Origin of the sequence: Enterobacter cloacae complex sp. ESBL7, assembly GCF_041679625.1 — a bacterium.
GTDB classification, from domain to species: Bacteria; Pseudomonadota; Gammaproteobacteria; order Enterobacterales; family Enterobacteriaceae; genus Enterobacter; species Enterobacter asburiae_B.
On record NZ_JBGORN010000001.1, the window covers coordinates 310098 to 331670 of the forward strand.

Sequence of the window (21573 nt, forward strand, 5' to 3'; positions counted from 1 at the left end):
CCAGGGATCCATATCACGCAGGTCACGACCCCCTGGTGTGCACTTAGTGGCAAAGCGGTATCAGAGCACACAGACTTCCCTGTGGCGTACAAGGGGGAGCAGGCTGTGCGTTGTATGGCTGACGGAGAAGTCGTTGCCTACCGGATCTGCCAGGATTATCTCGATATTCCATGGGAATCCGGGCCGCTATTGTTTTCCGGCTCATTTTTGCTGGTTCGTCACTATATTCAGCCGGGGGAGACGGAAAAAAGCGGCCTGCATTTTTATACTCTCTATATGCATCTGGCCCCTTATTCGGCTTATGACGAACAGCAGGATAAACCCCTCTGGACCGTTCAGAATGCACTGTCGGTTTATCATCCTGACTGGCTCATGGTTGCGGCAAGCCATAACCCGGATTCAGTAAACAGTAGTTACCGGGCTGGAACGATCCCGAAAGGTGCCATTGTCGAATGGGATGAGTCTGACGACAGTCTGCACGTGATGGGCTTCAACCAGCGCAAATACGGGCTGGTGACTTACCAGGGGCTGAATGAAGAAGCACAAAAAAACAATGTAAAAACATCGCTTAAAGCCGGGCAGCAGTACTGGATGCTGGTTGATAACAACAATATCGCTCCGGGGGCTGGTTCTGTGGTGCTGCCTGCATGGTGGCGTTCCTTGATGCCACCGGCGAAAGACAGCATGGTATTTGACCAGGTGGTATGTCCGGAGCCTTTCGCTATCCACGCGGGAGATCCGGTTGGGCATCTGGGATATTATCAGTCGCCGAAAGATGGCAGCTATGTCTCGCGTTATCAGGTGCATATTGAGTGCTTCAGTATGGATGATAACCTGCCACAGTTTCTCAACAATCCGGAAAAGGCCGGTGCTGAACATCCGCTGTGGCTGAAGTATTCGCCGGATCTGGAGCTGTACAGTAAAAATATCCGGGCCGGAACGTTCGGGAAAGACGGCAGAGTGACCAACAGGGCCGGATTGCTGAAACTGAGCGACCTGAGAACAGAGACGGATACCACCACAAACCAGGAATACTGGCTGTTGCCCCCTGAAAATGGCTATGTTCCCAAAGGTCAGGCTCAACCGGAATTATTATCTCAGTATGACCTGGGGAAACTGGGTTTCAGAACGGAAATTGTAGACCCTCCGAGTTTTGATTACCTTGATGGTAAAACCCAGCCAGTGGGGCTGGTGCGGCGTATTTTTGAATGGATTCTGGAAGTGGCTAAAAACGATCCGCGTCCCAGCCATGCAATGGCAAAACACGGTTACCAGTACCTGCTGAATAAGATTGACAGCGGGGAACCGTATTACTCTTCTGGAGAATACCTGCGGGCGATTCACCGACCGGACTACCAGGATGTTGTGCAAAAAGCGATAGTGAAGCATCCGAGCGACTGGTATCACAAAAAAGGCGATGCAATATGGCAGTCATTTCTGGAACCGTTAAAGAAAGAAGCACCGGAATGGAAGGCTTATAGTGAGGCTTTTATCGACAAGATGGCCTGGATGCAGGATGCCAGTAAATTAAAACTGGGGCCATCACTGTGGCATATGCATCCAATAATGTTTCTTGGCTATTTGAAGATCCAGACGGTTTCCACGTACAGGAATTATACCCCTTCTGATGCTAAAGAGGCTTTAAGGACCATTTATATAGAACATGGCTATAATATGGCTAAAATAATAGAGCAGCTTTATCGGGATGAAACTGGTCACTTCCAATCGACACAGTATAAACGATGTGGTGCGGGTGGCATGGAGGTATCAGGTAGAAATCCTCAACCACCAGGATATGGTTGGAATGAGTCACTGTTTTCATTACATCCAGAATATACACCTATTGGAATTTGGTGGGCTTTTGAAAACAAAGGATTAAGTGGTCAGGGTGGGAATCAGCAAGTAACAAGCAGGAAAAAAGGTTATATAATTTTCCCATCAGTTTTAGCTGCAATGGAGTATAAAGTTGATTATATAAACAGAAATGGTGGTAATTGGGCACGCTGGCACTCACGAGATCCTTCAGTACAAGAGCATTATAGAACTGCAATTTCTAAAATGAGGCACCCATTTATCGATGAAATCAATAAAGAGGATAAATGAAAATTCATATCAAAATAATAATCCCATTGTTTTCCTTGCTTCCTTTGTCTGTGTCATATTCAGCGACTCCAGAACAGTGTTATTCATACTTTACTGAGTTAGTGAGAAGTAGTAATTATCCATTCAATGACTGGGGTGTTAAGCCGCGAAAAGTAAATTTAATAATTGATGAGGATGATAGTGAAATAATTAGAGCGAAACTAGAGGTTGATACTGATGGTACAGGAACAATAGGATGGATAGTGTTTGATAAGAGTAATGGCGAGTTACTTAACACGACTATCGATCCAGAAAAACCAATCAAACTAACTTATAATAGAGAATATGAGAAAGCTCAGAAATACTGTCTTTTAGGTGATGTTGTTTATCGGGTTAGAAGTAAGGGACGGGTGTATTTCTTTGATAAAAAAGACTCAGTTATGAGACAAACTAAAACATTTATCATTAATGGAGATTATGTTCATCTTTTAGGAATAGAAGGAGAGTATAGCAAAGTATCGTATCAAACAAAATCAGGGCGTACAATCACGGGCTGGGTTGAATCAACCTTGTTGAGTCAAATCGATTTTAAAAACACCTGGTAAGCACAGGGTGAGACAATGAAATATATTCGCATTTTTTTTGATTTTTTAATAAGGAATTTACTCATGTTACCTATTATTCGTAAGGGGGATAAAACCACCCACGGTGGTGCGGTTCTCACTGGTTCAGAAACCATGAAGTTCGGCGGTATCGGCGTTGCCCGTAAAGGTGACAAAGTTTCCTGCCCGGTTAACGGTCATGGTCCCACTACGATTATTGAGGGTAATCCTGATTATCTTGATCATGGTGTTCCCGTGGCGTTTCACGGCCATAAATGCGGTTGTGGCTGTACACTGATTAGCTCCTTCTCCCTGGCGAAGGTGGGCTGAATATGCCTGTCTGGCTGGATGCTATTCCGGAGAAAGCGGCGAAGGTCCGGCGTCCAGACACCCGGCGTTGGCTGCTGTTTCTCGCATTTGTCATGCTGACTGGAATTATATTGACGTTCTGGCGATGGACGTCAGAACGTACAGGATTTGTTTTCTGGTTCACCGCGCTGGGATTACCTTTTTGTTGCTGGGGCCTGATTTTTTCAGTCCGGCGTTTTGGTTACAAAATTCAGCAGGTTGCCGCTGAGTCCCGAAATGTGGCACGTGAAGCGCTTATTGACCAGGAGATTCGTCGTGGACAACGCTGTGCCTGGATCCTCGCCACGCGTATCCAGCTCGCCGCCGGAAATAAACCCGGGCAGTTGCTGTCTGCCATCAGCAAGGCATCACCCGTCGCGGAACTGTCACCATCACGGGGCAGTTCCGCACAGGTCAATTATGCCGCAATGATTGATTTTCGACAGGATTTTCCGAAGGCGCTGGATGATGCGGTTAACAAACTGTCATCGAGTCTGGCTGGAGTGGTAAAACATCTTCCCCGGGGAATCGCCTGCTGGCTGGCGCTGGATTGTGACACTGACCTGGAGTCAGAGGTTAAGCCTCTTCTCATCAATAAATTTTTGCAGGTGACCGGAAGTACTTTTCATCTTCTCTCTGAGAGAGGAGCGGCTGCATTTGACTTCTGGCTGGATCAATGCCATGAGGTGCCGGGTATCCTTGTTGCTGTCACATTTTCTCTTCCGTCCATTCCCCGGGCTGGAGAGGCTGATGCTGTGACAATGATGGTGCTCTGTAACCGTAAATCGGTGGCATTTCCTGACGCCCCTCGTCTCCACAGACCTGAAAAAGGTCGTAAGACTACCCTCGTGAAAACCCTGAACAGAGCCCTGCTGTGGGCCGGAATTGATGGCTGCGCGTTACAGGCCGGGTGGAGTAGTGGCCCACTGCTGGAGACGGGCGCGAGCTGGAATACGGCCTGTGAAGAAAATGGACTGACATACAGTCTGTCAGAAAACAACGTTTGCTTCGATTCTGTCCTGGGGTATTGCGGTCAGGCGGCGCTGTGGGTTGCCGCAGGGCTGGCTGAAGCAGTTTGTGAGACAAGGGGACCCCAGCTTATTGCCGCCCAGCCAGCAGCTGATATTGATGAGATTTGGGTCATGGTTATCACTAAAGAAAAAATGCACGAGGAACGGCAAGGGAATGTCTAAAGTAAAAGTGAAAACACTGATTGGCACGACTGTTGCGGTTCTGTTTTTTCTGACGGTGATCGTGGCTTTTTTGTTTTATGCCTTTCCGGAAACAATGGTGTCCACAACAGGGCTTGGTCCATGGGATGGTCAGCGGATCTTCACCTGTTGTTCGCTGATGGCTGCTATCTGGTTTTTACTGGGCTGGCTGGCTGAACAGATGTTCAATGCTTCAGGTAAATCCGGTCTGTATTATCAGTGGGGCGCAAACCGGAAGCAGGATGTCGGGGTTATATTAACCGACCTCCCCGAGGTCGGAAGTCGTGAAAAAAGTCTCTGTGTTGAAACTATCCGCGATCACCTTCAGCTCCGTTACGGTCCGCGCTGGCAAAAGAAAGTCCGTATTTTCCTTGTGACGGGGAGTCCGGAAGATACGGAGAGCGCTGCCCCCAGGCTGAGCAGTGAGCACTGGCAGGATGTTGAAGGCTGTCTGCTGGTTTACGGTGGCGATGCGCAGTTGCCACCGGATGAAAACGTCTTATCTGTGCTCAGACAGCTTCGCCCCCGTCAGCCGCTGAGCGGGATTGTCCAGATAGTGCATACGGACGCTTTCCCCGATGAGCAGGCGCGTGATGCCTGTATCCGTTACCGTCAGAAAGCTGACCAGCTCCTGGGCTGGCTGGCACCGGTCTGGCTGTGGCTGCCGCTGGCACATCAGGGGTTTTCTGAGGGCGGACCCAGCCAGGCGGTTGCGGCTCTGTCGGGACCGGGAAGCACACCGGAAGCCTTACTGTCACAGGTGGATGCGCTGGTTCCCCGTCTGCGTCAGACTGGGATGAGCGCGGTGCTGAATGACCTGCGCCACGACGGGTTGCTGAGTCTGTCGTCCCGGTTACAGGATACCCTGCGCAGCGATATTAAGACGCTGGTGACCGGGTTGCTGGGCGCAACGGCACCTTATCATCTGCGTGGCCTCGTCTTCAGTCCGGCACAGATCCGTACCGCATCGCTCCCTCACAGTGCGCTGTCCTCGCCGGGATGGCAGACCATTGCTCAGGACAGCGTGGTGGTTCGCGCCCGAAAAATCACGACGGACTGGACAACCCGGGGAAAAGCTCTCCTGCTGGCGCTCATCGTGCTGTGGGGCGCGGGCACCGGCCTGTCGCTTGCCGTGAATCGTACACAAATTTATCTGGCGCAGAAGACTGCCAGCCAGGCGGCGGATACCCACAGTTCGCTGGCCGCCCGACTGCATCACCAGATGGCGCTGCAGCAGGCTATTGCCCGTCTTCAGTACCGGGAAGCCCGGGGAGCGCCGTGGTACACCCGTTTTGGCCTCAATCAGGACCACGATACGCTTGCGGCTCTGTGGCCGCTTTATGCCCGCAATAATACCCTGCTGATGCGTGATGCAACCGCACAACAGCTCAGCACCCGTCTTCGTGCCTTTGTTCGTTTGCCGCCTGCGAGCGATGCGCGGACGAAGGAGGCGCAGCAGGCTTACGGGCTGCTGAAAGACTATCTGATGATGTCGCGCCCGGATAAAGCGGATGCTGCCTGGATGGCAAAATATATCCTGACGGCCTGGCCGCAGCGTGATGGCGTGCCTGCGGGCACCTGGCAGACGCTGGCACCCTCGCTGGCGGGGTTCTGGGGACAGAATCTGGCGGCGCACCCGGAATGGGCGGTGACGCCCGATCGCGAACTGGTGGGGACCGTGCGTCAGATCCTGCTGAAGCAAATCGGTCAGCATAATGCGGACTCCGGGTTGTACCAGCAGATGCTGAAACAGATTGCCAGCAACTGGCCGGACCTGACGCTGGCCGATATGACCGGCGATACGGATGCGTCTTCGTTGTTCTCCACCGACGAGGTGGTGCCGGGGATGTTCACTCGTCAGGCCTGGGAGTCACAGGTGCAGAGCGCCATTGATAATGTCGTGAAATCCCGTCGGGAGGAGATTGACTGGGTGCTGACCGACAAGGCGAACAAACCCGGCAGCGAGGCGTCGCCGGAGGCGTTAAAGGCCAGGCTGACGGAACGCTATTTTACCGATTTTGGCAACGCCTGGCTCGGTATGGTCAACAGCATCCGCTGGCATCCTGCGTCGTCACTGTCCGGCGCGATGGCTCAGCTTAACCTGCTGTCTGATGCCCGGCAGTCTCCCCTGGTGGCGCTGATGAACACCCTCAGCTATCAGGGAAAAACCGGCCAGAAAGGCGGTGCACTGGCAGACACGCTGGTGAACTCAGCGAAAAAACTGATGGGGAAAGTGACGAACGGCGAGCAGTTTGCCGCGCAGGCCCGGGGGCCGGAAGGTCCTCTGGATGGCGTGTTTGGTCCCCTGTTGGGGCTGATGGCAGGGCATGAGGGCAGCGACAACAGTGGTAACCTGAGTTTCGGGGCCTGGCTTACCCGCGTCACGCAGTTGCGGCTGAAACTGCAACAGGTGACCAGCGCCCCCGATCCGCAGGAGATGGCACAGGCGCTGGCGCAGGCGGTCTTTCAGGGAAAATCCGGCGATCTGACCGACACCCGCGACTACGGCAGCCTGGTGGCCGCGAGTCTCGGGCAGGCGTGGGGCGGATTCGGTCAGGCACTGTTTGTTCAGCCGCTGGATCTGGCCTGGCGTCAGGTACTGGCCCCGGCGGCGGGTGGGCTGAACGCCCGCTGGCAGAGCGCCATTGTGAGGCCATGGAATACCGCCTTTACCGGACGTTATCCGTTCAGCGCCACCGGCAGTGATGCCTCTTTACCGATGCTGGCACAGTTTTTACGGGCGGATACAGGGCGGATTTCCACCTTTCTGCACGCGAATCTGGGGGGCATGCTGCGTCTGGAGGGCAATCGCTGGGTGGTGGATCCTGCGGCCAGTCAGGGGATGCGTATTAACCCTGCATTTCTCTCGGCGGTGAACCAGCTGACCGCGCTTTCCGACATCGTCTTTGCAGGAGGTGATGCCGGGGTTCATTTTGAACTCCTGCCCCGACCGTCGAAAGACGTGGCCCGGATGCAATTGACGGTGGACGGACAACAACTGGATTACTTTAACCAGATGGAAAGCTGGCAGAGCTTCGCCTGGCCGGGGGACACCTACAGCCCGGGGGAGTCCCTGAGCTGGCAGAGTAACCGTAACGGGGGGCTTCAGCTGTATGACAGTCAGCAGGGCGTATGGAGTCTTATCCGCCTGCTGGAGAAGGCCAGAACCACACCGCTGGACAGCAGCCGTACTCAGCTTCTCTGGCTGACGGCCGACGGTCACCCGCTCAGTATGGTCCTGCGCAGCGAACTGGGTGGCGGGCCTCTGGCATTACTGAAACTCAGGAACTTTCGTCTGCCGGAAACGATTTTTGCGGGGCCACATGACGTGATATCCGATAAGCCTGATGCGTCCCTTTTATCCGGGGAGGACAACGAATGAATGCCCCTGAACAACTGCTTCACCTGAGCGCACCTGATGCAGAGACACAGCAGCGGTTACTGCAGGTCGCGCAGGAGACGCTCTCGGGTCTGGAAGACTGGCTGCAGCCTTTTGGCGATGCGGTGCCAGCGGGCGAAGATCCGGCCTACGAGGACGATTTTTTGTGGATGCGTGAGGAGATAAACAAAACCTCAGGCGGGGATCTGCCGCAGCTTTGTCTGCGGGCGGGAGCGTTCCTTTGCCATACGGCCAAGGATATCCGCGTGGTGACCTGGTATACCCTGGTCCGACTACAGGATGAGGGGCTCCGGGGACTCAGTGAGGGGCTGTTGCTGCTGTACGGACTGGTGTCACGTTTTGGCGTTCAGCTGCATCCTCAGCGGGCGAATGCCAGACGGGCATCACTGGAATGGCTCAACAGTGAGCGCATTATCGACAGTCTCGGGCGTTTTCCTGGCGTAGTGGCGGAAGACACGGCCACGGTGGCAATGGCCCTGCTGCAGTTACACCAGGCGGTGAGTCAATGGCCGGAAGCGGAACGGCCTGTCTTCACGGGGTTATGCCAGGCCCTGCGCGTACAGCTTGAAAATGCCGGGGGCGCGGGGACGATGTTGCCCCAGAATGTCAGCCCTCAGGGGGCTTCTCCTGCTCCGCAACCCTTTTCCGGGGGCGCGGTACCGGGAAAATTGTCCGCGAGGGATGTCCTGGAACAGACCCGCCAGCTGTCCCGCTGGCTGGGTGAACAGCCGTCAGGCTGGCTGGCCGCACACCGTCTGATGAAAACCGTTCGCTGGGACACCGTTGAGCAGTTGCCTCCGCTGGCGGCGGACGGGACAACCCGGCTTAATCCCCCCCGTGCCGATTACCGGGCACAGCTGATCCGCCTTTACCGCCAGCAAAGCTGGTCGGCGCTGGTGACCCTGTCCGAACAGTTTTTTGCTGAAGGCGTCAATCATTTCTGGCTCGATTTGCAGTGGTACCTCTGGCAGGGGCTGAGCAAGGCAGGGGAACAACCCGAGGTTATTGCAGATGCGGTGCTGGCGGATTTACGGCTGTTTCTGACGCGACTGCCCGGTATTGAGACACTGGCCTGGAACGATGGTAGTCCATTTGCTGATGAGGTCACCCTGCACTGGATTGCGGAACGCGTGAATGAGGCACCCCGGCATCCTGGACATGAGCCTGCTGCGACGACAGTCGCGGTGGATGAGGACATACAGACCCTGGAAGCGGAGGCGACCGCGAAGGGGGACAGTGACGGGCCGGAGGCTGCCCTGACGTGGCTGCAGACCCGGCCAGGTTTTGAGACACCACGGGGCCGGTGGATGGTGCGCCTGCTGATGGCCCGCGTGGCAGAGCAGTATGGCCGCAATGACATGGCGATGCATCTTCTGGGCGAGCTGGCAGCGCAGGCACCGCAACTGACGCTGGCGGACTGGGAGCCGGGGCTGCTGTTTGAAGTGCTTGCCCGGCGTCTGAAGCTGCTTCGCCTGCGGGCGGGGCGTCACGACAGTGAGCGTACACGGCTGGCTCCGGAGATGGACAGCCTGCTGGCCTCGCTGGTTAACCTCGATCCTGCCCGGGCCATGGTGCTCTGCAGTTGATCGCTTTCAGACTATCAGGAAGACAGGAATGGATGATTTAACCCTGCGTTATTACGAGGCCGAAATGCGCTATCTGCGCGAGGCCGGAAAAGAATTCGCCCGCGCCCATCCGGACAGAGCGTCGATGCTGCATCTTGATAAACCCGGTGCGGTTGAGCCATATGTGGAACGCCTGCTGGAGGGGTTTGCGTTTTTGATGGGACGTCTTCGCGAAAAGCTGGATGACGATTTGCCTGAACTGACGGAAGGCCTGGTGAGCCTGTTGTGGCCGCATTATCTGCGAACCATCCCCTCCCTGTCGGTGGTGGAGTTTGCGCCACCGTGGCAACAACTTCGGCAGGCGGAACGGCTGCCGGAGGGGTTTTCCGTGCTCTCCCGTCCGGTGGGGCCACGGCAGACGGCCTGCCAGTACCGGACCACCCGGGCGCTGATGCTGCAGCCCCTGCATCTGGCGCAAGCCCGTCTGCAGACGGAAACCGACGGTCGGTCTGCCATCCGGCTGCGCTTTGAATGCCCCGCCCGGGCTGACCTGGCGCAGGCAGGGATGGAGCAAGTTGTTCTGTACCTCTGTGCGGATGCACCGGTCAGTTCAGCCCTGCATCTGGCGCTGACGCGCCAGGTTCAGGCGATGTATGTCCGCCATGCGGGGATCCCGGAGCGACAGCCCTTTGACGGCTGGTGTAAACCGCTGGGCTTTGACGATGATCGTCTGTGGCCAAAGGGCGCATCCGCATTCAGTGGCTATCAGCTGCTGCTGGAGTATTTCAGCTTCCGGGAAAAATTCATGTTTGTCGGGCTCCGGGGGCTGGAACAGCTTGTGCTGGCACCGGAGAGTACGTGGTTTGAGGTGGATATCGTGCTCAGCGAGGCCTGGCCTGCCGATTTAACGTTTGGCACAGGTAACGTTCGTCTGCACTGTGCGCCGGTCATCAACCTGTTCACGCTGGAAGCGGATCCGATGCCTCTGGATCCGCTGGAAAATGAATATCTTCTGCGTCCCCTGCGGATCCAGGACGGGCATACCGAGATCTACAGCGTGGATGAGATCCACGGGACGGTGAAAAATGGTCAACAGCGCTATGTGCCGTTTACCAGCTTTCGTCACCGTGGCGGGATGATGCGCCATGGCGCACCAGAGCGCTATTTTCATACCCGGGTGAAACGCGGTCCCTCTGGTCTGTATGACACCTGGCTTATTCTGGGAGGGGATTCCTTCGATGCTGACCAGCTGGCAAAAAAAACCGATGTGCTGTCGATGAAAATGACCGTGACCAACGGTCAGTTACCCCGTATGGCGCTGAGGAGCACGCGGCTGGACAGACCGGTGAAAGCCGGAAAAATTCCGCTGCAGATCCAGAACCTGACGGCACCCACGATGCCGCTCTACCCGCCTGCCCGCGATCGTTTTCACTGGCGGGTCATGAGCCATCTGGGGTCGAACTTTCTCAGCATGATGGATAACCCGGAGGTGCTGCGGGGGACGCTGGCGCTGTACGACTGGAGCGACGATGAAATGAACCGTCGCCGTCTGGAAGCCATTGTGGATGTGAGGCATACCCTTATCCGCCGCTTTGAGCGCGGGGTGATGCTGCGCGGTGTCGATATTGAAATCACCCTGGACACCGGGCTGTTTGCCGGTAAAGGGGATGTGAATCTTTTCGGGGAGCTGTTGCACCGATTCTTCAGCCTGTATGCCGATATTCATCTTTTTAATCAGTTGACGCTGTTGCTGCAGCCCACAGGAGAACGACTGCGATGGTGCGAGAATCACAGTCAGCACGTACCCGGCTGACAGAGCAACTGCGGGACGAGATCTGGCGGGTTAATTTCTACCGTTTCTGCCGGTTGCTGGAGCAGGCGGCTCCTGATGCGCCTGCACTTGGCAGTACCAGTCATCCCGAAAACGATCCGGTTCGCTTTCGTCCCTGGCCGGGGATGGGGTTTCCGGTCAGCGAGTTGCGGGCCGTGGAGGAGAATGAGGACGATCCGGATGCACCGCTCTCGGTACGGACAACCTTCCTCGGGGTATACGGCGTGGACTCCCCGCTGCCGACGCACTATCTGGATGATATTGCCACCCGGCGTGAAGGGTATGAAGCCGTCACCGCCTTTCTGGATATGTTCAGCCACCGTATTACCACGCAGTATTACCGGATCTGGCGCAAATATGCGTACCCGGCCACGTTTGAGGCGGGAGGGACGGATGCGACCTCACAGTGTCTGCTGGGGCTGATTGGTCTGGGGATACCCGGTACCGCCGGACGGATTGCCACGCCCGTGTCCCGCTTTCTGGCCCTGCTGGGCAACATGCGTCTGCCGACCCGCAATGCCGAAGGGATCCGCGCGCTGGTCAGCCTGCTGGCTCCCCGGACGCAGACGACGGTAAGCAATTATGAGGTGATACGTGTCCCGGTGGGCGTACGCAGCGGTCTGGAGAGGGCAAACCGCGTGAGGCTTTCTGCACGTCCCGTGCTGGGGCAGACTGCCCCGGAAGGCTGCAGTCGGGTGCGGGTAACGCTCAGCACTACAGACCGGGAAGAGGCGGCAGGCTGGCTGCCGGGGGGATCGCTTCACGCTGACCTGCGGGTTCTGCTGCGGGTGTACCTCGGGTATCGCAGCGATGTCCGTCTTCAGCTTCGTGTGCCGCTGTCCCTGATACCGGAACCCCGGCTACACCGGGAGCATCGGGTTCGCCTCGGCCAGACCGGCGTCCTCGGGCATCAGGGACGTGAAACCTCAGCGAGCCGTGAGATCACCGTCAGTACGGGCCGCTATGAAAGTCTGTCTGTGGCCGTACTGCCCCCGTCGCAGAACGGCCAGTATCGTTTTGAACAGGAAACACCATGAAAATTGTGAACCTCCGGCGGGCCCTGCTCCCGCTTCTGTGCACTCTTCTGAGCGGGTGCGGACTGGCCCAGAGCATCCATGACGGCACGCACAGTATGGCAACCTCGCTGTTTTACAAAAAAATCAAAACGCTGCACCTGGATCTGTCACCGCGTGCGGCGCTGAATGCAGATGAGTCCCAGACGCCGCTGGCGACCATGGTCAGGGTGTATCAGCTGAAGGACCGGAAAAGCCTGGACTCCGCTGATTATCAGACGTTGCTGCGTGATGACAGCCCGGTCCTGAAAGAGGATATGCTGGCCTCCCGTTCGCTGCTGGTGATGCCCGGCGGCAATGTGACGCTGAATATGCCGATGGAGGAAAATGCCGCTTACGTGGCGGTGGTGGCGTTGTTTCGCCAGCCGGATCTGAAGAAAAATACCTGGCGACTGGTGCTGCGACGTGACGAACTGGATCCGGACAAGGCCCGGACCGTTGAGCTGGGCGATGGCAGTCTGAGTCTGGTGCCGGTGAAGGAGAAATAGGGTGGATGATAAGAGTACCGTTCGCGGACATAACCCGTATCAACTGGTGATAAGCGACAGCACGGTCAGGGCCGACGTTCTGCGCTTTCGCGGGACAGAGGCGCTGAGCAGGCCGTTTTCATGGCGTATTGAATTTACCACCTCAGGAACGGTGAGCGCAGAGAGCGTGCTGCTGAAGTCAGCGCGTTTCAGTCTGCGCCATCACAAGGTGGTGCAGGGGGTCATCACGGAGCTGGAATGGCTTTCCTCAAACGCAGACCAGTCTCACTATGCCGTGACCCTTGGATCCCGTCTGGCGCTGCTGTCGCGCTCCCGGCGTTGCGCCATTTATCAGAATGCCACCGTGCCGGAGCTGGTGGCGCAGATACTGCGCTCGCACGGTCTGGAAGGGCCGGATTTTGAATTTCAGTTGACCGGCGATTACCCGGAACGCGAACTCATCACCCAGTGGCAGGAGACGGACCTGGCGTTTGTGCAGCGTATTCTGGCAGAGGTCGGCATCTGGTATCGCCAGACGATGCACGATGTGACCGGACTGGATGTGACGGTCTTTGGTGACAGCCAGCAGCAGTATCTGCCTGAGCAGCCTCTGCCATACCATGAACCGTCCGGTCTGTATGATGGTGCTGAACTCTGCTGCTGGGGGCTGCGCACCTGGCACAACGCGGCGACGGGGAACGTCTCGGTTCGTGATTACAATCCTCGTACCGCACGTGAGCCCATGGACGCTGCTGCTTCTGTGCGTGCTGCGGGCGTGACGACGGGGGGGCATTACCGTGATAGCGAGTCTTATCTACACGCCGGAGAGGATAGCGCCCCGGCCCCTGAAACCGGGGGCTTTTATGCCCGCATCCGCCATGAGCGCGAGCAGAATAACTCGGCTTACCTTCACCTGTTCAGCAACGCTTACTGGCTGAGTCCGGGGCAGGTGATAAATCCCGAGGGGGCGGGGCTGCATGGCCTGAATGAGGGCATACTGGTGACCTTCACCTCGTTCCGGGGGGCGCGTGACTCACGGCTGTACGTGTCGTTGTGGGGGATGCCGTACCGGGAGGCGTATGGCTTCCGGCCTGCGGAATGTCCCCGTCCTCACATCACCGGCACACTGCCTGGCCGGGTGGAAAGCGTTACACCCTATGACCGCTACGCGCATATTGATAACACCGGGCGTTACCGGGTACGAATGGATTTTCATCCGGACGAGGGCGAGCCGGGTTACGCGTATCCGTGGCTGCGGCGGGCCTCGCCATACGCCGGAGAGGTGTATGGCTGGCACATGCCCCTGACAGACGGTACGGAAGTGGGAGTGGCGTTTCACGGTGGCAATCCGGACCGCCCTTATATTGCGCATGCGTTCCATGATTCCGGACACCCTGACATCGTGACCGCTGACAACCGCAGTCAGAATATTCTGCGTACCGGCGGTGGCAATGAGCTGCGAATGGAAGACCAGAAAGCGCAGGAGCATATTGCGCTGAGCACGCCGTATGGCGCGACGCAGCTGAATCAGGGGAAAATGACGGATGCGCAGCGCCAGCCGCGTGGTACAGGATTTGAGCTGCGCACCGATGAGTATGGTGTCATCCGGGTGGCAAAGGGGCTGCTGGTGACCACCGACGGGCAGAACAAAGCCGTCGGTGAGGTGCTGGACCAGGCCGATGCGCTGCGTGAAATTGACGTCTGCCTGCAGCAGCGCCAGCAACTGGATATTGCCGCGGAACAGGCGCAGGTGCTGCAGGCGGATATCACCGCTCAGGTACAGATGTCACAGACGCGGCTGCAGACCCTGGACCGGATGCTGCATCTGTCGGCCCCGGAGGGGATAGCGCTGACCAGCGGGGAGCACCTGCAGCTGGCGGCGGCTGACAATGTGGCGCTCAGCGCAGGCGCGGATATCAGCCTCGGGGTGACGGGGGCGATGACGGTAATGGCCGGAGGGCTGCTCGGGCTGTTTACGCACCGGGGGGCGATGCGTCTGCAGTCGGGCGAGGGGCCTGTGGTGGCACAGGCGCAGCACGGATGTATGCAGTTGTCGGCACAGAAACCGCTGAACCTCAGTGCTGGCGATGATATCACCCTGACCGGCAAGAAGCGTATCACTCTGATTGGTGGCGGCAGCTATCTGACACTGGCGCAGGGTGTCGTGGAATACGGGACGATGCAGAGCTATCAGCGCAGGGTAAAACCCACGATGAATGTGGCCGCCGCCCCAATGGCGGTGGATATCCCTGTGACGGGACTTTCCCGTATGTACTCGGCGGTGTACCGGCTACTGGACATGCACGGTAACGTCAGAGTGAAGACACCTTACCGCATTACTACGCCTTCTGGCCTGATAGCGAGCGGATATACCGATGACAATGGTTACTCGGCCCCGGTTTATACCCGTGAAGAAGAGGCTGCTGAACTGCATGTGGTTCACCCGAAACTCTCGCCGGATACCCCACTGTGCTTTACGGGGGACGGGGAGACACATCAACTGGCAATGGAATTCAGAGAGGCGTAATGGAACAACCCGATTTACCCGATATCCCGGCAGCAGAGAGGCCTGCCGGTGCGAACAATCAGCCGTGGGACTGCACCACCACCGGCATTGAGATGGTGGAGAAACAGTCACGCCTGCCGACAGCGGATAATCGTCAGTACCTGCACATCAAGGTGGAATACGCGATGCGCTTTCCCCGCTTATCGGGTGAAATCCGCCGGAACGGTAAGTGTTATCAGATGAGCCTGAAACAGATGATGATGAGCGGATTGATCCGGGTGGACGAAATTGCCGCTAAATACCGCTGGTGGTACAAGGCCGAGGTATCGTTCGATATGCGGACCACGCCGCCGCGCCCGTTTCTCAGCAGTTCATTACGGCATGAGGGCGCAGGCCGACGCCACACCACCAACCCGTTTCCGGTGCCGGGAAAAGGTCTCTACCGCCGCCCCGATATCATTATCGTGAAGGATAAAGATAATCGCTGGCCGGGGCTGGCGGGAGACGATGCGGAAGGGCAGAGGCACGGCGATAACCTGGAGCGACTGGTGGAGGTCAAGTTTCCGGGGGATAAACTGACTGAGGAGCAGTATAAAGATTACATGCAGATTGTTGGCAGAGAGCGCAGGCGTATGACGATACTGGAGATCCACGACTGCCGCTCACAGGAGCAGCAGTGGAGCGATCAGGTGGTCAACGTGACGATGAAGGCCTGGAAAACCAGCGGGGCGAAATACTGGCCGCTGTTTCTCTACCCGCCTATCTTTACCCCCACGCCCCCGGCCACGCCCGCCCCCTCGAAAGTGGAGCCCTGGACCTATGCCGGTCAGGCCGTTGCTGACCTCAGTGAGGGGGTTATCGGTCACGTGGCCGCAGGCTGGAATGCCCTGTCGAAAGAGATGCAGCAGGAACTGAGCCGGGGGGCTGGATGGCTCAACGACACAGGCGAGTGGGTTTATTACCAGGGGGCGCAGACGTGGCGCTGGATCAGCCGTACCGAGCGCAGCGCGGCAGTCTGGAGTAACGCGCAGCTACAGGCTGCATGGGTGAGCATTCAGCGGGCGACGGACATGACGCTTGATACACTGAAACAGGTGGAATGGGTTCAGATCATCACCAGCGTGGCGAAAACGGTGGGCGTGGTGCTCGTTGCGATCGGCATTGGGGGGCTGGTGGTCACGCTGGGGGTTCCGGCGGAAATACTGGCCGCCTTTTTAACCATCGTGCGTCTGGCAATCAGCGCCTGGGACGAACTGGCTGCCGTTCTTGGTGCCGGAGCGTCCGGCACGCTGGCAACCGAATAAGGGAGCGATAATGGAACTGAAAGATTTTGAGCTGACGTATCTTGATAAGTGGTTGCCAGACGCGTCGGTCAGATACCGGGACGGCAGCCCGGCGATCAACCTCGGGCTGATTATCACGGTGTTTTTTAAGGACGGCCATACGGCAGCGGTGCGCCGTAAGATGGTCGAATGCGTGGACCGCTATTACGGTGAGTTTAAGCCGCATCTGAAGAAGACCATGCTCTCGAAATGGGTGGGCATCACGGAGAAAAACTACCAGAAAAACCGACAGACAATCCTGGATTCATCCCCGGAAGAGATTATTTCCTGGTATCTGGGCAGTGTCGAAACCGATTACCATGCCCCTGACTACAGCATTCTTATCATGGGGAATCGGATTTTCCATAATGAGAACGATCGCTCGGTTATCAAACAGGTGTTTCCGCTGTCGCTGCTGAAAGAGCCGGAGGGTAAAGTGCGCTATCAGTCCTGGCTGATGTGGCTGTGCAACACCTTTGCGGTGGAAAGCGGTTATGCCGGACTGTCGTTTGTGCTCCCCTATGCCCGCGAACGCATGTTTCCCTATGAGTACCAGCTGGCGCAGCGTTTTCCCGGCGTGATGGTCGATTCACTGGGGACACTGGAGGGGGGAGAAGCGGTCGAGGGAGTAAAAGGAGCCTGCTGGTACACCATTCTGGGGACGCCGTGGCTGGACAAGCTGGGCGGTACGGAGACACTGACCCGCCGTCTGGCGAAAACGCCGGAGATTGAACTGCTCTCCTATAACAGCGGCATTGTGTTGAAAGCCGGGGCATTACCGCCCGCCCCTGGCGAGGTCAATTCAGAACCGTTACCGCCGCTGCTGGTCAAAGTGAATCAGATTATCAAACCCATCCGGCAGGACGGGCATAATGGCCTGCATTTTTACTCAGAATACGAAAACTTTCAGTTTGAAGAAGAGTCTTCCATGGCCTGGTTTGCTCGTTTTGATGAAGCCAGTGCCCTGCTGGACAGCGACGATGACGGTCAGTCACTGGAGCCGGTACGTATTACCCGCTGGACGGATGATATCGCCCCTCATGCCGGGCAGTGGGCCTCGATTGTTAACGGCACCACGCAGTATATTCAAACCCGTGAAGGACAAAAAATGCCCGCCTTTGAGGATGTTCACGGTCAGAAACACCGTGCCTGCTGGTCGCTGCTGAAACGCGATGAGCGGGGCAGTGTCTTTACCTTACCGGAGTCGTCATCAGAATGAGTCATCGTTCAGTGTCATTACACGACATGCTGTATGGAAATTTTGAAGGGGAGATTGAGCTGCATCGGGTCAGCGAAGAAAATCAGGGCATTCTGTCGGTGCTGGATAACCTGCAGCGGGTGCTCAACACCCGGGCCGGTTCGGTGTCCCATCTGCCGGACTACGGTCTGCCGGATATGACGCTGATTTTGCAGGGCATGCCTGGCACCGTCCATCAACTCAAAACCACGCTGGCGACCACGCTGCTGAAATACGAGCCGCGTATTCAGGACATTAACGTGGTGATTCTGGAACAGACCCAGCCCGGTGAGCTGCGCTACGCCATCGAAGCGGAACTGCATGACGGCGGGCTGGTGCGTTTTGGCACCGAGTTTATGCCCGAAGGCAAGGTACTGCTCCGCCACCTGAAACAACAACGAATCCTCCCGTGAGTTAAGGACGCTTTATTATGTTCACCCGAAACCTGCCCCTGCATGCGGGCCAGGACCCGCGCGCGTGGTCTGAATACACGCAACTGCGCGATGAACTGAGTAAGCTGACCCACCCGGCCAGACCCGATGTGGACTGGCAGAACGTGGAGCTGCTGTGTGTGACCCTGTTTCGCCACAACGGCACCGACCTGCAGACGGCCGCCTGGTTCTGCTGCGCCCGCCTGCAGCGGGGCAACCTGTCCGGATTGTCGGAAGGGCTGGAGTTGCTGGACTCGCTGATATCGCATCAGTGGAGCGTGATGTGGCCGCCACAGCTGCCCGTGCGCAAAGAGATACTGGTGTGGCTGAGTGCCTGGCTGATGCAGAGCCTGCGTCGGTTTACCCTCAGCCATCAGGACCTGGCAGCAATTTATCGTCTTGAACAACAGCTACGCCACCTGTGCGACCTGCTGCAGCGGCTCGACCTGAGGCAGGTCAGTAAAATGGACGCCCTGCTGCACTGGATGCATGCGGCCGTGGTGCGTCTGGAAAGTGCCAGAGAGACATCGCTGCCCGCGCCAACTGAGGCACCGTACCACACGCCCGGTCCGATACCGGCCAGCCCCGGGCCTGCCTACAGCCACAGCGAGCCGGTGGTCCTGGTGGTCAGGGATGACGGTACGCAGCGGATAACACAGACCTCCCTTCTTAAGCGTCATCGTCGTGGCGTGTGGGGCGGATTTGCGGCAGGTGCCCTGAGCGCAGTGGTTATCACGTCACTGTCAGTATGGGGTTGGACGGCCTGGCACTACAATCTGCCTGAAACCCTGATTGGCGCGTCGCTTTCGCCGTTGCCGGTGGTGCTCTCGTCGTCTGCACAAGATGCGCTGATTGAAGACAACGCCGCTGCGCTGCAGTCTCATGGGCGAGCTGTCACTCAGCGCACGCATCGCCAGCTGGAAGTGGTGGCGCAGCTTTCCCCTGTATGGGCGCAGGATTACGGTTTTGCGCTGGTAACACAGACGCAGCGCTTGTGGCCGCATCAGCCAGAAACGGCGGCGCTTGCCAGACAATGGCAGCAGCAGGTGGAGGCGAATGCCCTGCCGGAAGCCCGTCTGCAGGGCTGGCATCAGGCGATGGGACAGCTGCAGTCGCTGACGGAGAAACTCAACAGCACCGATATGCAGCGGGGGAAATACCTGACGGTTTCGGAGCTGAAATCTTCGGTGTTTGCCATCATGCAGACCCTGAGTCAGAACGTGCCAGTGGAAGAACAGTTACGCCAGTTGTCACAGCAAAAAAAAGAGAACGGCAATCAGCCTGTCGCAGAACAGCAGGCAGAACAGAGTCTGCGTCAGTTGCAGGATCGTTACGTGCTGATTACCCGTGGGGGAGTGACTGAATAATGAAAAAGAAACCGAATCCATCATCCGCGAGAGCAGTGGAAAAAACAGCCACACCCCGTAATCACTATGAGCACTGGACGCTGGCAGAAATAGCCTGTCTTGAGAAACACTACGGCAAAATCCCGGCACAGGAGATAGCCGCCACACTGGGAAGAGGCGTTTCAGCGGTCAGGTCGATGGCGTTAAAGGTTGGGGTTGGTCGTTGGGAGGCTAAACCCTGGGAACTGTGGGAAATTAACATCATGAAAAAGCATTACTCTCATGGTGCCGGTATCGCCATGGTGAGGGCACTTCTGCCGCACCGCGATAAGGACTCTGTCAGGAAACAGGCGGCAAAGGCGGGGCTCACCGATGAACGGGAATGGCATCCTGACGCCGTCGCACTCCTGAGAGAGCAGTATGGTCATATGCCTGTTGAAGAAGTCGCTGCAACCCTTAACAAAAGTGTCAGTGCCGTGAGGAGCCGGGCAAATGTACTTAAGCTGGGGAAAACGCGACTGAGTAGATGGACCCGTGAGGAAAACGCGATACTGACTGAGCATTACGGTAACTCAGATAACCTTGATGCCATCCATGCGCTATTGCCCCATCGTTCCAGACAAGCCATTTCGGCGCAGGCGACCAAATTAGGGTTAAGGCGAGCAGTGATGTGGACGTCTGCGGAGATCAGCATTCTTCAGCAGTTTTACCCGAAACTGGGGAGAAAGGTTACCGCGATGTTACCTGGCAGGAAGGTAAGCGCAATTCACCACAAGGCTGAGAAACTGGGATTACGACGATACGCTAAAAAACAGAGCGGTAAGCCCGAACAGGACAAGGGGTAATGGGTGAACCATTATTAACTGTAGATATTCATTGTATTGACCGGAGGAATAATGATTCGTCATATTTTATTGATTACATTTACTGATAGTGCGCAACCGGAACAAATACAGGCTGTCAGGCAGGCATTCCTGCAAATCCCCGATCGGATTGAAGGTGTTACGAATGTGGAATGGGGCATAAATAACAGCCCTGAAGGCAAGAATAGCGGCTTCACACACTGCGTGCTGATGACGTTTGCCGATGAAGCTGCCCGCAAGCGGTATTTACCGCATCCTGCGCATGATGATCTTAAAACGATTTTTCGACCGATATTGAGGGAGATTATCGTACTGGACTATACCATGGAACCCTGATTTATTTTTTAACCCGATGGATTTGAGTGAAATGACACAAAAGATGACGGATGATGCAAAACGCATTCTGGGCGCATTCAGAGAAGCGCCGGTGATGACGTTACAGGCGGTGAGTACGATTGCTGGTCTGGGAGAACATACCACCCGCTTTATTCTGGAGCAGTTACGGCAGGCCGGGTGGGTTCTGGAAAGACATAAGCGCTGGAGTATAGCTGGGGGGCACCTTTCAGATGACCAGGAAAGCAGCGAGCGCTATGTCCCGGAAAGGCGGTATGAATGACCAGTAAGTCACTGCCCGATAAGCATTTTACGCTCTGGACGGTAAAGGATTTAACCTTTCTGGAAAATAACTACGGCACGGTGTCCGTAGCAGAGCTTGCCGTCCTTCTGAAACGCACGCCGGGTGCAGTGGGGCTGATGGCCGACAAACTGGGATGCCGGCGAAAAGGAAACACGCCGTGGAGCGAAGCGGAAATGGAGATTATCCGTAAACACTATGCGCAGGGTGTTGAGGCTGAAGAGCTGACCCGACTGCTGCCGGGCAGAAGCATCCGTGCGATATTTGCTCGGGCTGAAGCGATGGGGGTACAGAGCGGGCGATTCTGGCGTGAAGACGAACTGCGTATTCTGAAAGCACAGTACCCGGTGGTTGGTACTGAAGTCATGCACCAGCTGCCGGGCAGGAATGAGGTGGCCGTCAGGGTGATGGCGAGAAGGCTGGGGCTGAAGAAATCCCGTGAAAGTCAGGTCGGGTTTCGTCCCTGGAGCGATGAGGAATGGACGTTGCTGGAGAAAAATATGCATCTGAGTGTGGCTGAGCAACAGGCCACGCTGTTCCCCGACAGGACCAATCGGGCGGTAGAAAAAGCGCGGGAGCGACTTTTACGCAAAAAATTAGATGCAAAGCTGGAGTGGAGAAAATAACTCACGTTAATATTTTCGAACTACGGAGC

General features: G+C 56.6%; 18 protein-coding genes. All 18 read left to right on the top strand.

Annotation, left to right across the window (positions count from 1 at the left end; all coding sequences use genetic code 11):
- The first annotated feature begins 114 nt into the window (after positions 1-114).
- The 18 genes from ACERY3_RS01520 (at position 115) to ACERY3_RS01605 (ending at position 21544) form a co-directional block, all read left to right on the top strand.
- Positions 115-2103 (top strand): hypothetical protein, encoded by a 1989-nt coding sequence (locus ACERY3_RS01520; protein ID WP_373224931.1) that lies wholly within the window; start codon positions 115-117, stop codon positions 2101-2103.
- Positions 2100-2687, top strand: a complete 588-nt coding sequence (locus ACERY3_RS01525) for a hypothetical protein (protein ID WP_373224932.1) — start codon at positions 2100-2102, stop codon at positions 2685-2687. The genes ACERY3_RS01520 and ACERY3_RS01525 overlap by 4 nt, the downstream gene beginning before the upstream one ends.
- A gap of 63 nt (positions 2688-2750) precedes the next feature.
- Positions 2751-3014, top strand: a complete 264-nt coding sequence (locus tag ACERY3_RS01530) for a PAAR domain-containing protein (RefSeq protein WP_373225542.1) — start codon at positions 2751-2753, stop codon at positions 3012-3014.
- 2 nt (positions 3015-3016) lie between these two features.
- The gene (locus ACERY3_RS01535; protein WP_373224933.1) at positions 3017-4225 is read left to right on the top strand and encodes a hypothetical protein; all 1209 of its coding nucleotides are present in this window, start codon (positions 3017-3019) and stop codon (positions 4223-4225) included.
- The gene (locus ACERY3_RS01540) at positions 4218-7625 is read left to right on the top strand and encodes an ImcF-related family protein (protein ID WP_373224934.1); all 3408 of its coding nucleotides are present in this window, start codon (positions 4218-4220) and stop codon (positions 7623-7625) included. The genes ACERY3_RS01535 and ACERY3_RS01540 overlap by 8 nt, the downstream gene beginning before the upstream one ends.
- On the top strand, positions 7622-9229 hold the full coding sequence (gene tssA / locus ACERY3_RS01545; protein WP_373224935.1) for a type VI secretion system protein TssA: 1608 nt from the start codon (positions 7622-7624) through the stop codon (positions 9227-9229). Before ACERY3_RS01540 ends, tssA begins: the two co-directional genes overlap by 4 nt.
- A 28-nt stretch (positions 9230-9257) precedes the next feature.
- Complete coding sequence (gene tssF / locus ACERY3_RS01550; RefSeq protein WP_373224936.1) at positions 9258-11021, top strand: type VI secretion system baseplate subunit TssF; 1764 nt, start codon at positions 9258-9260, stop codon at positions 11019-11021.
- Positions 10985-12076 (top strand): type VI secretion system baseplate subunit TssG, encoded by a 1092-nt coding sequence (tssG, locus tag ACERY3_RS01555; RefSeq protein ID WP_373224937.1) that lies wholly within the window; start codon positions 10985-10987, stop codon positions 12074-12076. Before tssF ends, tssG begins: the two co-directional genes overlap by 37 nt.
- Positions 12073-12600, top strand: a complete 528-nt coding sequence (gene tssJ, locus ACERY3_RS01560) for a type VI secretion system lipoprotein TssJ (RefSeq protein WP_373224938.1) — start codon at positions 12073-12075, stop codon at positions 12598-12600. The genes tssG and tssJ overlap by 4 nt, the downstream gene beginning before the upstream one ends.
- A gap of 1 nt (position 12601) precedes the next feature.
- Positions 12602-15106, top strand: a complete 2505-nt coding sequence (locus ACERY3_RS01565) for a type VI secretion system Vgr family protein (RefSeq protein WP_373224939.1) — start codon at positions 12602-12604, stop codon at positions 15104-15106.
- Positions 15106-16389 (top strand): VRR-NUC domain-containing protein, encoded by a 1284-nt coding sequence (locus ACERY3_RS01570; protein WP_373224940.1) that lies wholly within the window; start codon positions 15106-15108, stop codon positions 16387-16389. Before ACERY3_RS01565 ends, ACERY3_RS01570 begins: the two co-directional genes overlap by 1 nt.
- A gap of 10 nt (positions 16390-16399) precedes the next feature.
- Positions 16400-17626 (top strand): DUF3396 domain-containing protein, encoded by a 1227-nt coding sequence (locus tag ACERY3_RS01575; protein WP_373224941.1) that lies wholly within the window; start codon positions 16400-16402, stop codon positions 17624-17626.
- The gene (gene tssE / locus ACERY3_RS01580; RefSeq protein WP_373224942.1) at positions 17623-18057 is read left to right on the top strand and encodes a type VI secretion system baseplate subunit TssE; all 435 of its coding nucleotides are present in this window, start codon (positions 17623-17625) and stop codon (positions 18055-18057) included. Before ACERY3_RS01575 ends, tssE begins: the two co-directional genes overlap by 4 nt.
- Positions 18058-18074: 17 nt before the next feature.
- Positions 18075-19442, top strand: coding sequence for a VasL domain-containing protein (locus ACERY3_RS01585; protein WP_373224943.1), 1368 nt, complete (start codon positions 18075-18077; stop codon positions 19440-19442).
- The gene (locus ACERY3_RS01590) at positions 19442-20266 is read left to right on the top strand and encodes a hypothetical protein (RefSeq protein ID WP_373224944.1); all 825 of its coding nucleotides are present in this window, start codon (positions 19442-19444) and stop codon (positions 20264-20266) included. The genes ACERY3_RS01585 and ACERY3_RS01590 overlap by 1 nt, the downstream gene beginning before the upstream one ends.
- Positions 20267-20317: 51 nt before the next feature.
- Positions 20318-20620 carry a Dabb family protein gene (locus ACERY3_RS01595; protein WP_373224945.1) on the top strand — a complete coding sequence of 101 codons (303 nt, stop codon included), beginning with the start codon at positions 20318-20320 and terminating at the stop codon, positions 20618-20620.
- A gap of 31 nt (positions 20621-20651) precedes the next feature.
- Positions 20652-20900 (top strand): hypothetical protein, encoded by a 249-nt coding sequence (locus tag ACERY3_RS01600; protein ID WP_373224946.1) that lies wholly within the window; start codon positions 20652-20654, stop codon positions 20898-20900.
- Entirely contained in the window at positions 20897-21544 is a 648-nt protein-coding gene (locus tag ACERY3_RS01605) for a hypothetical protein (protein WP_373224947.1), read from the top strand. The genes ACERY3_RS01600 and ACERY3_RS01605 overlap by 4 nt, the downstream gene beginning before the upstream one ends.
- Positions 21545-21573: the final 29 nt, after the last annotated feature.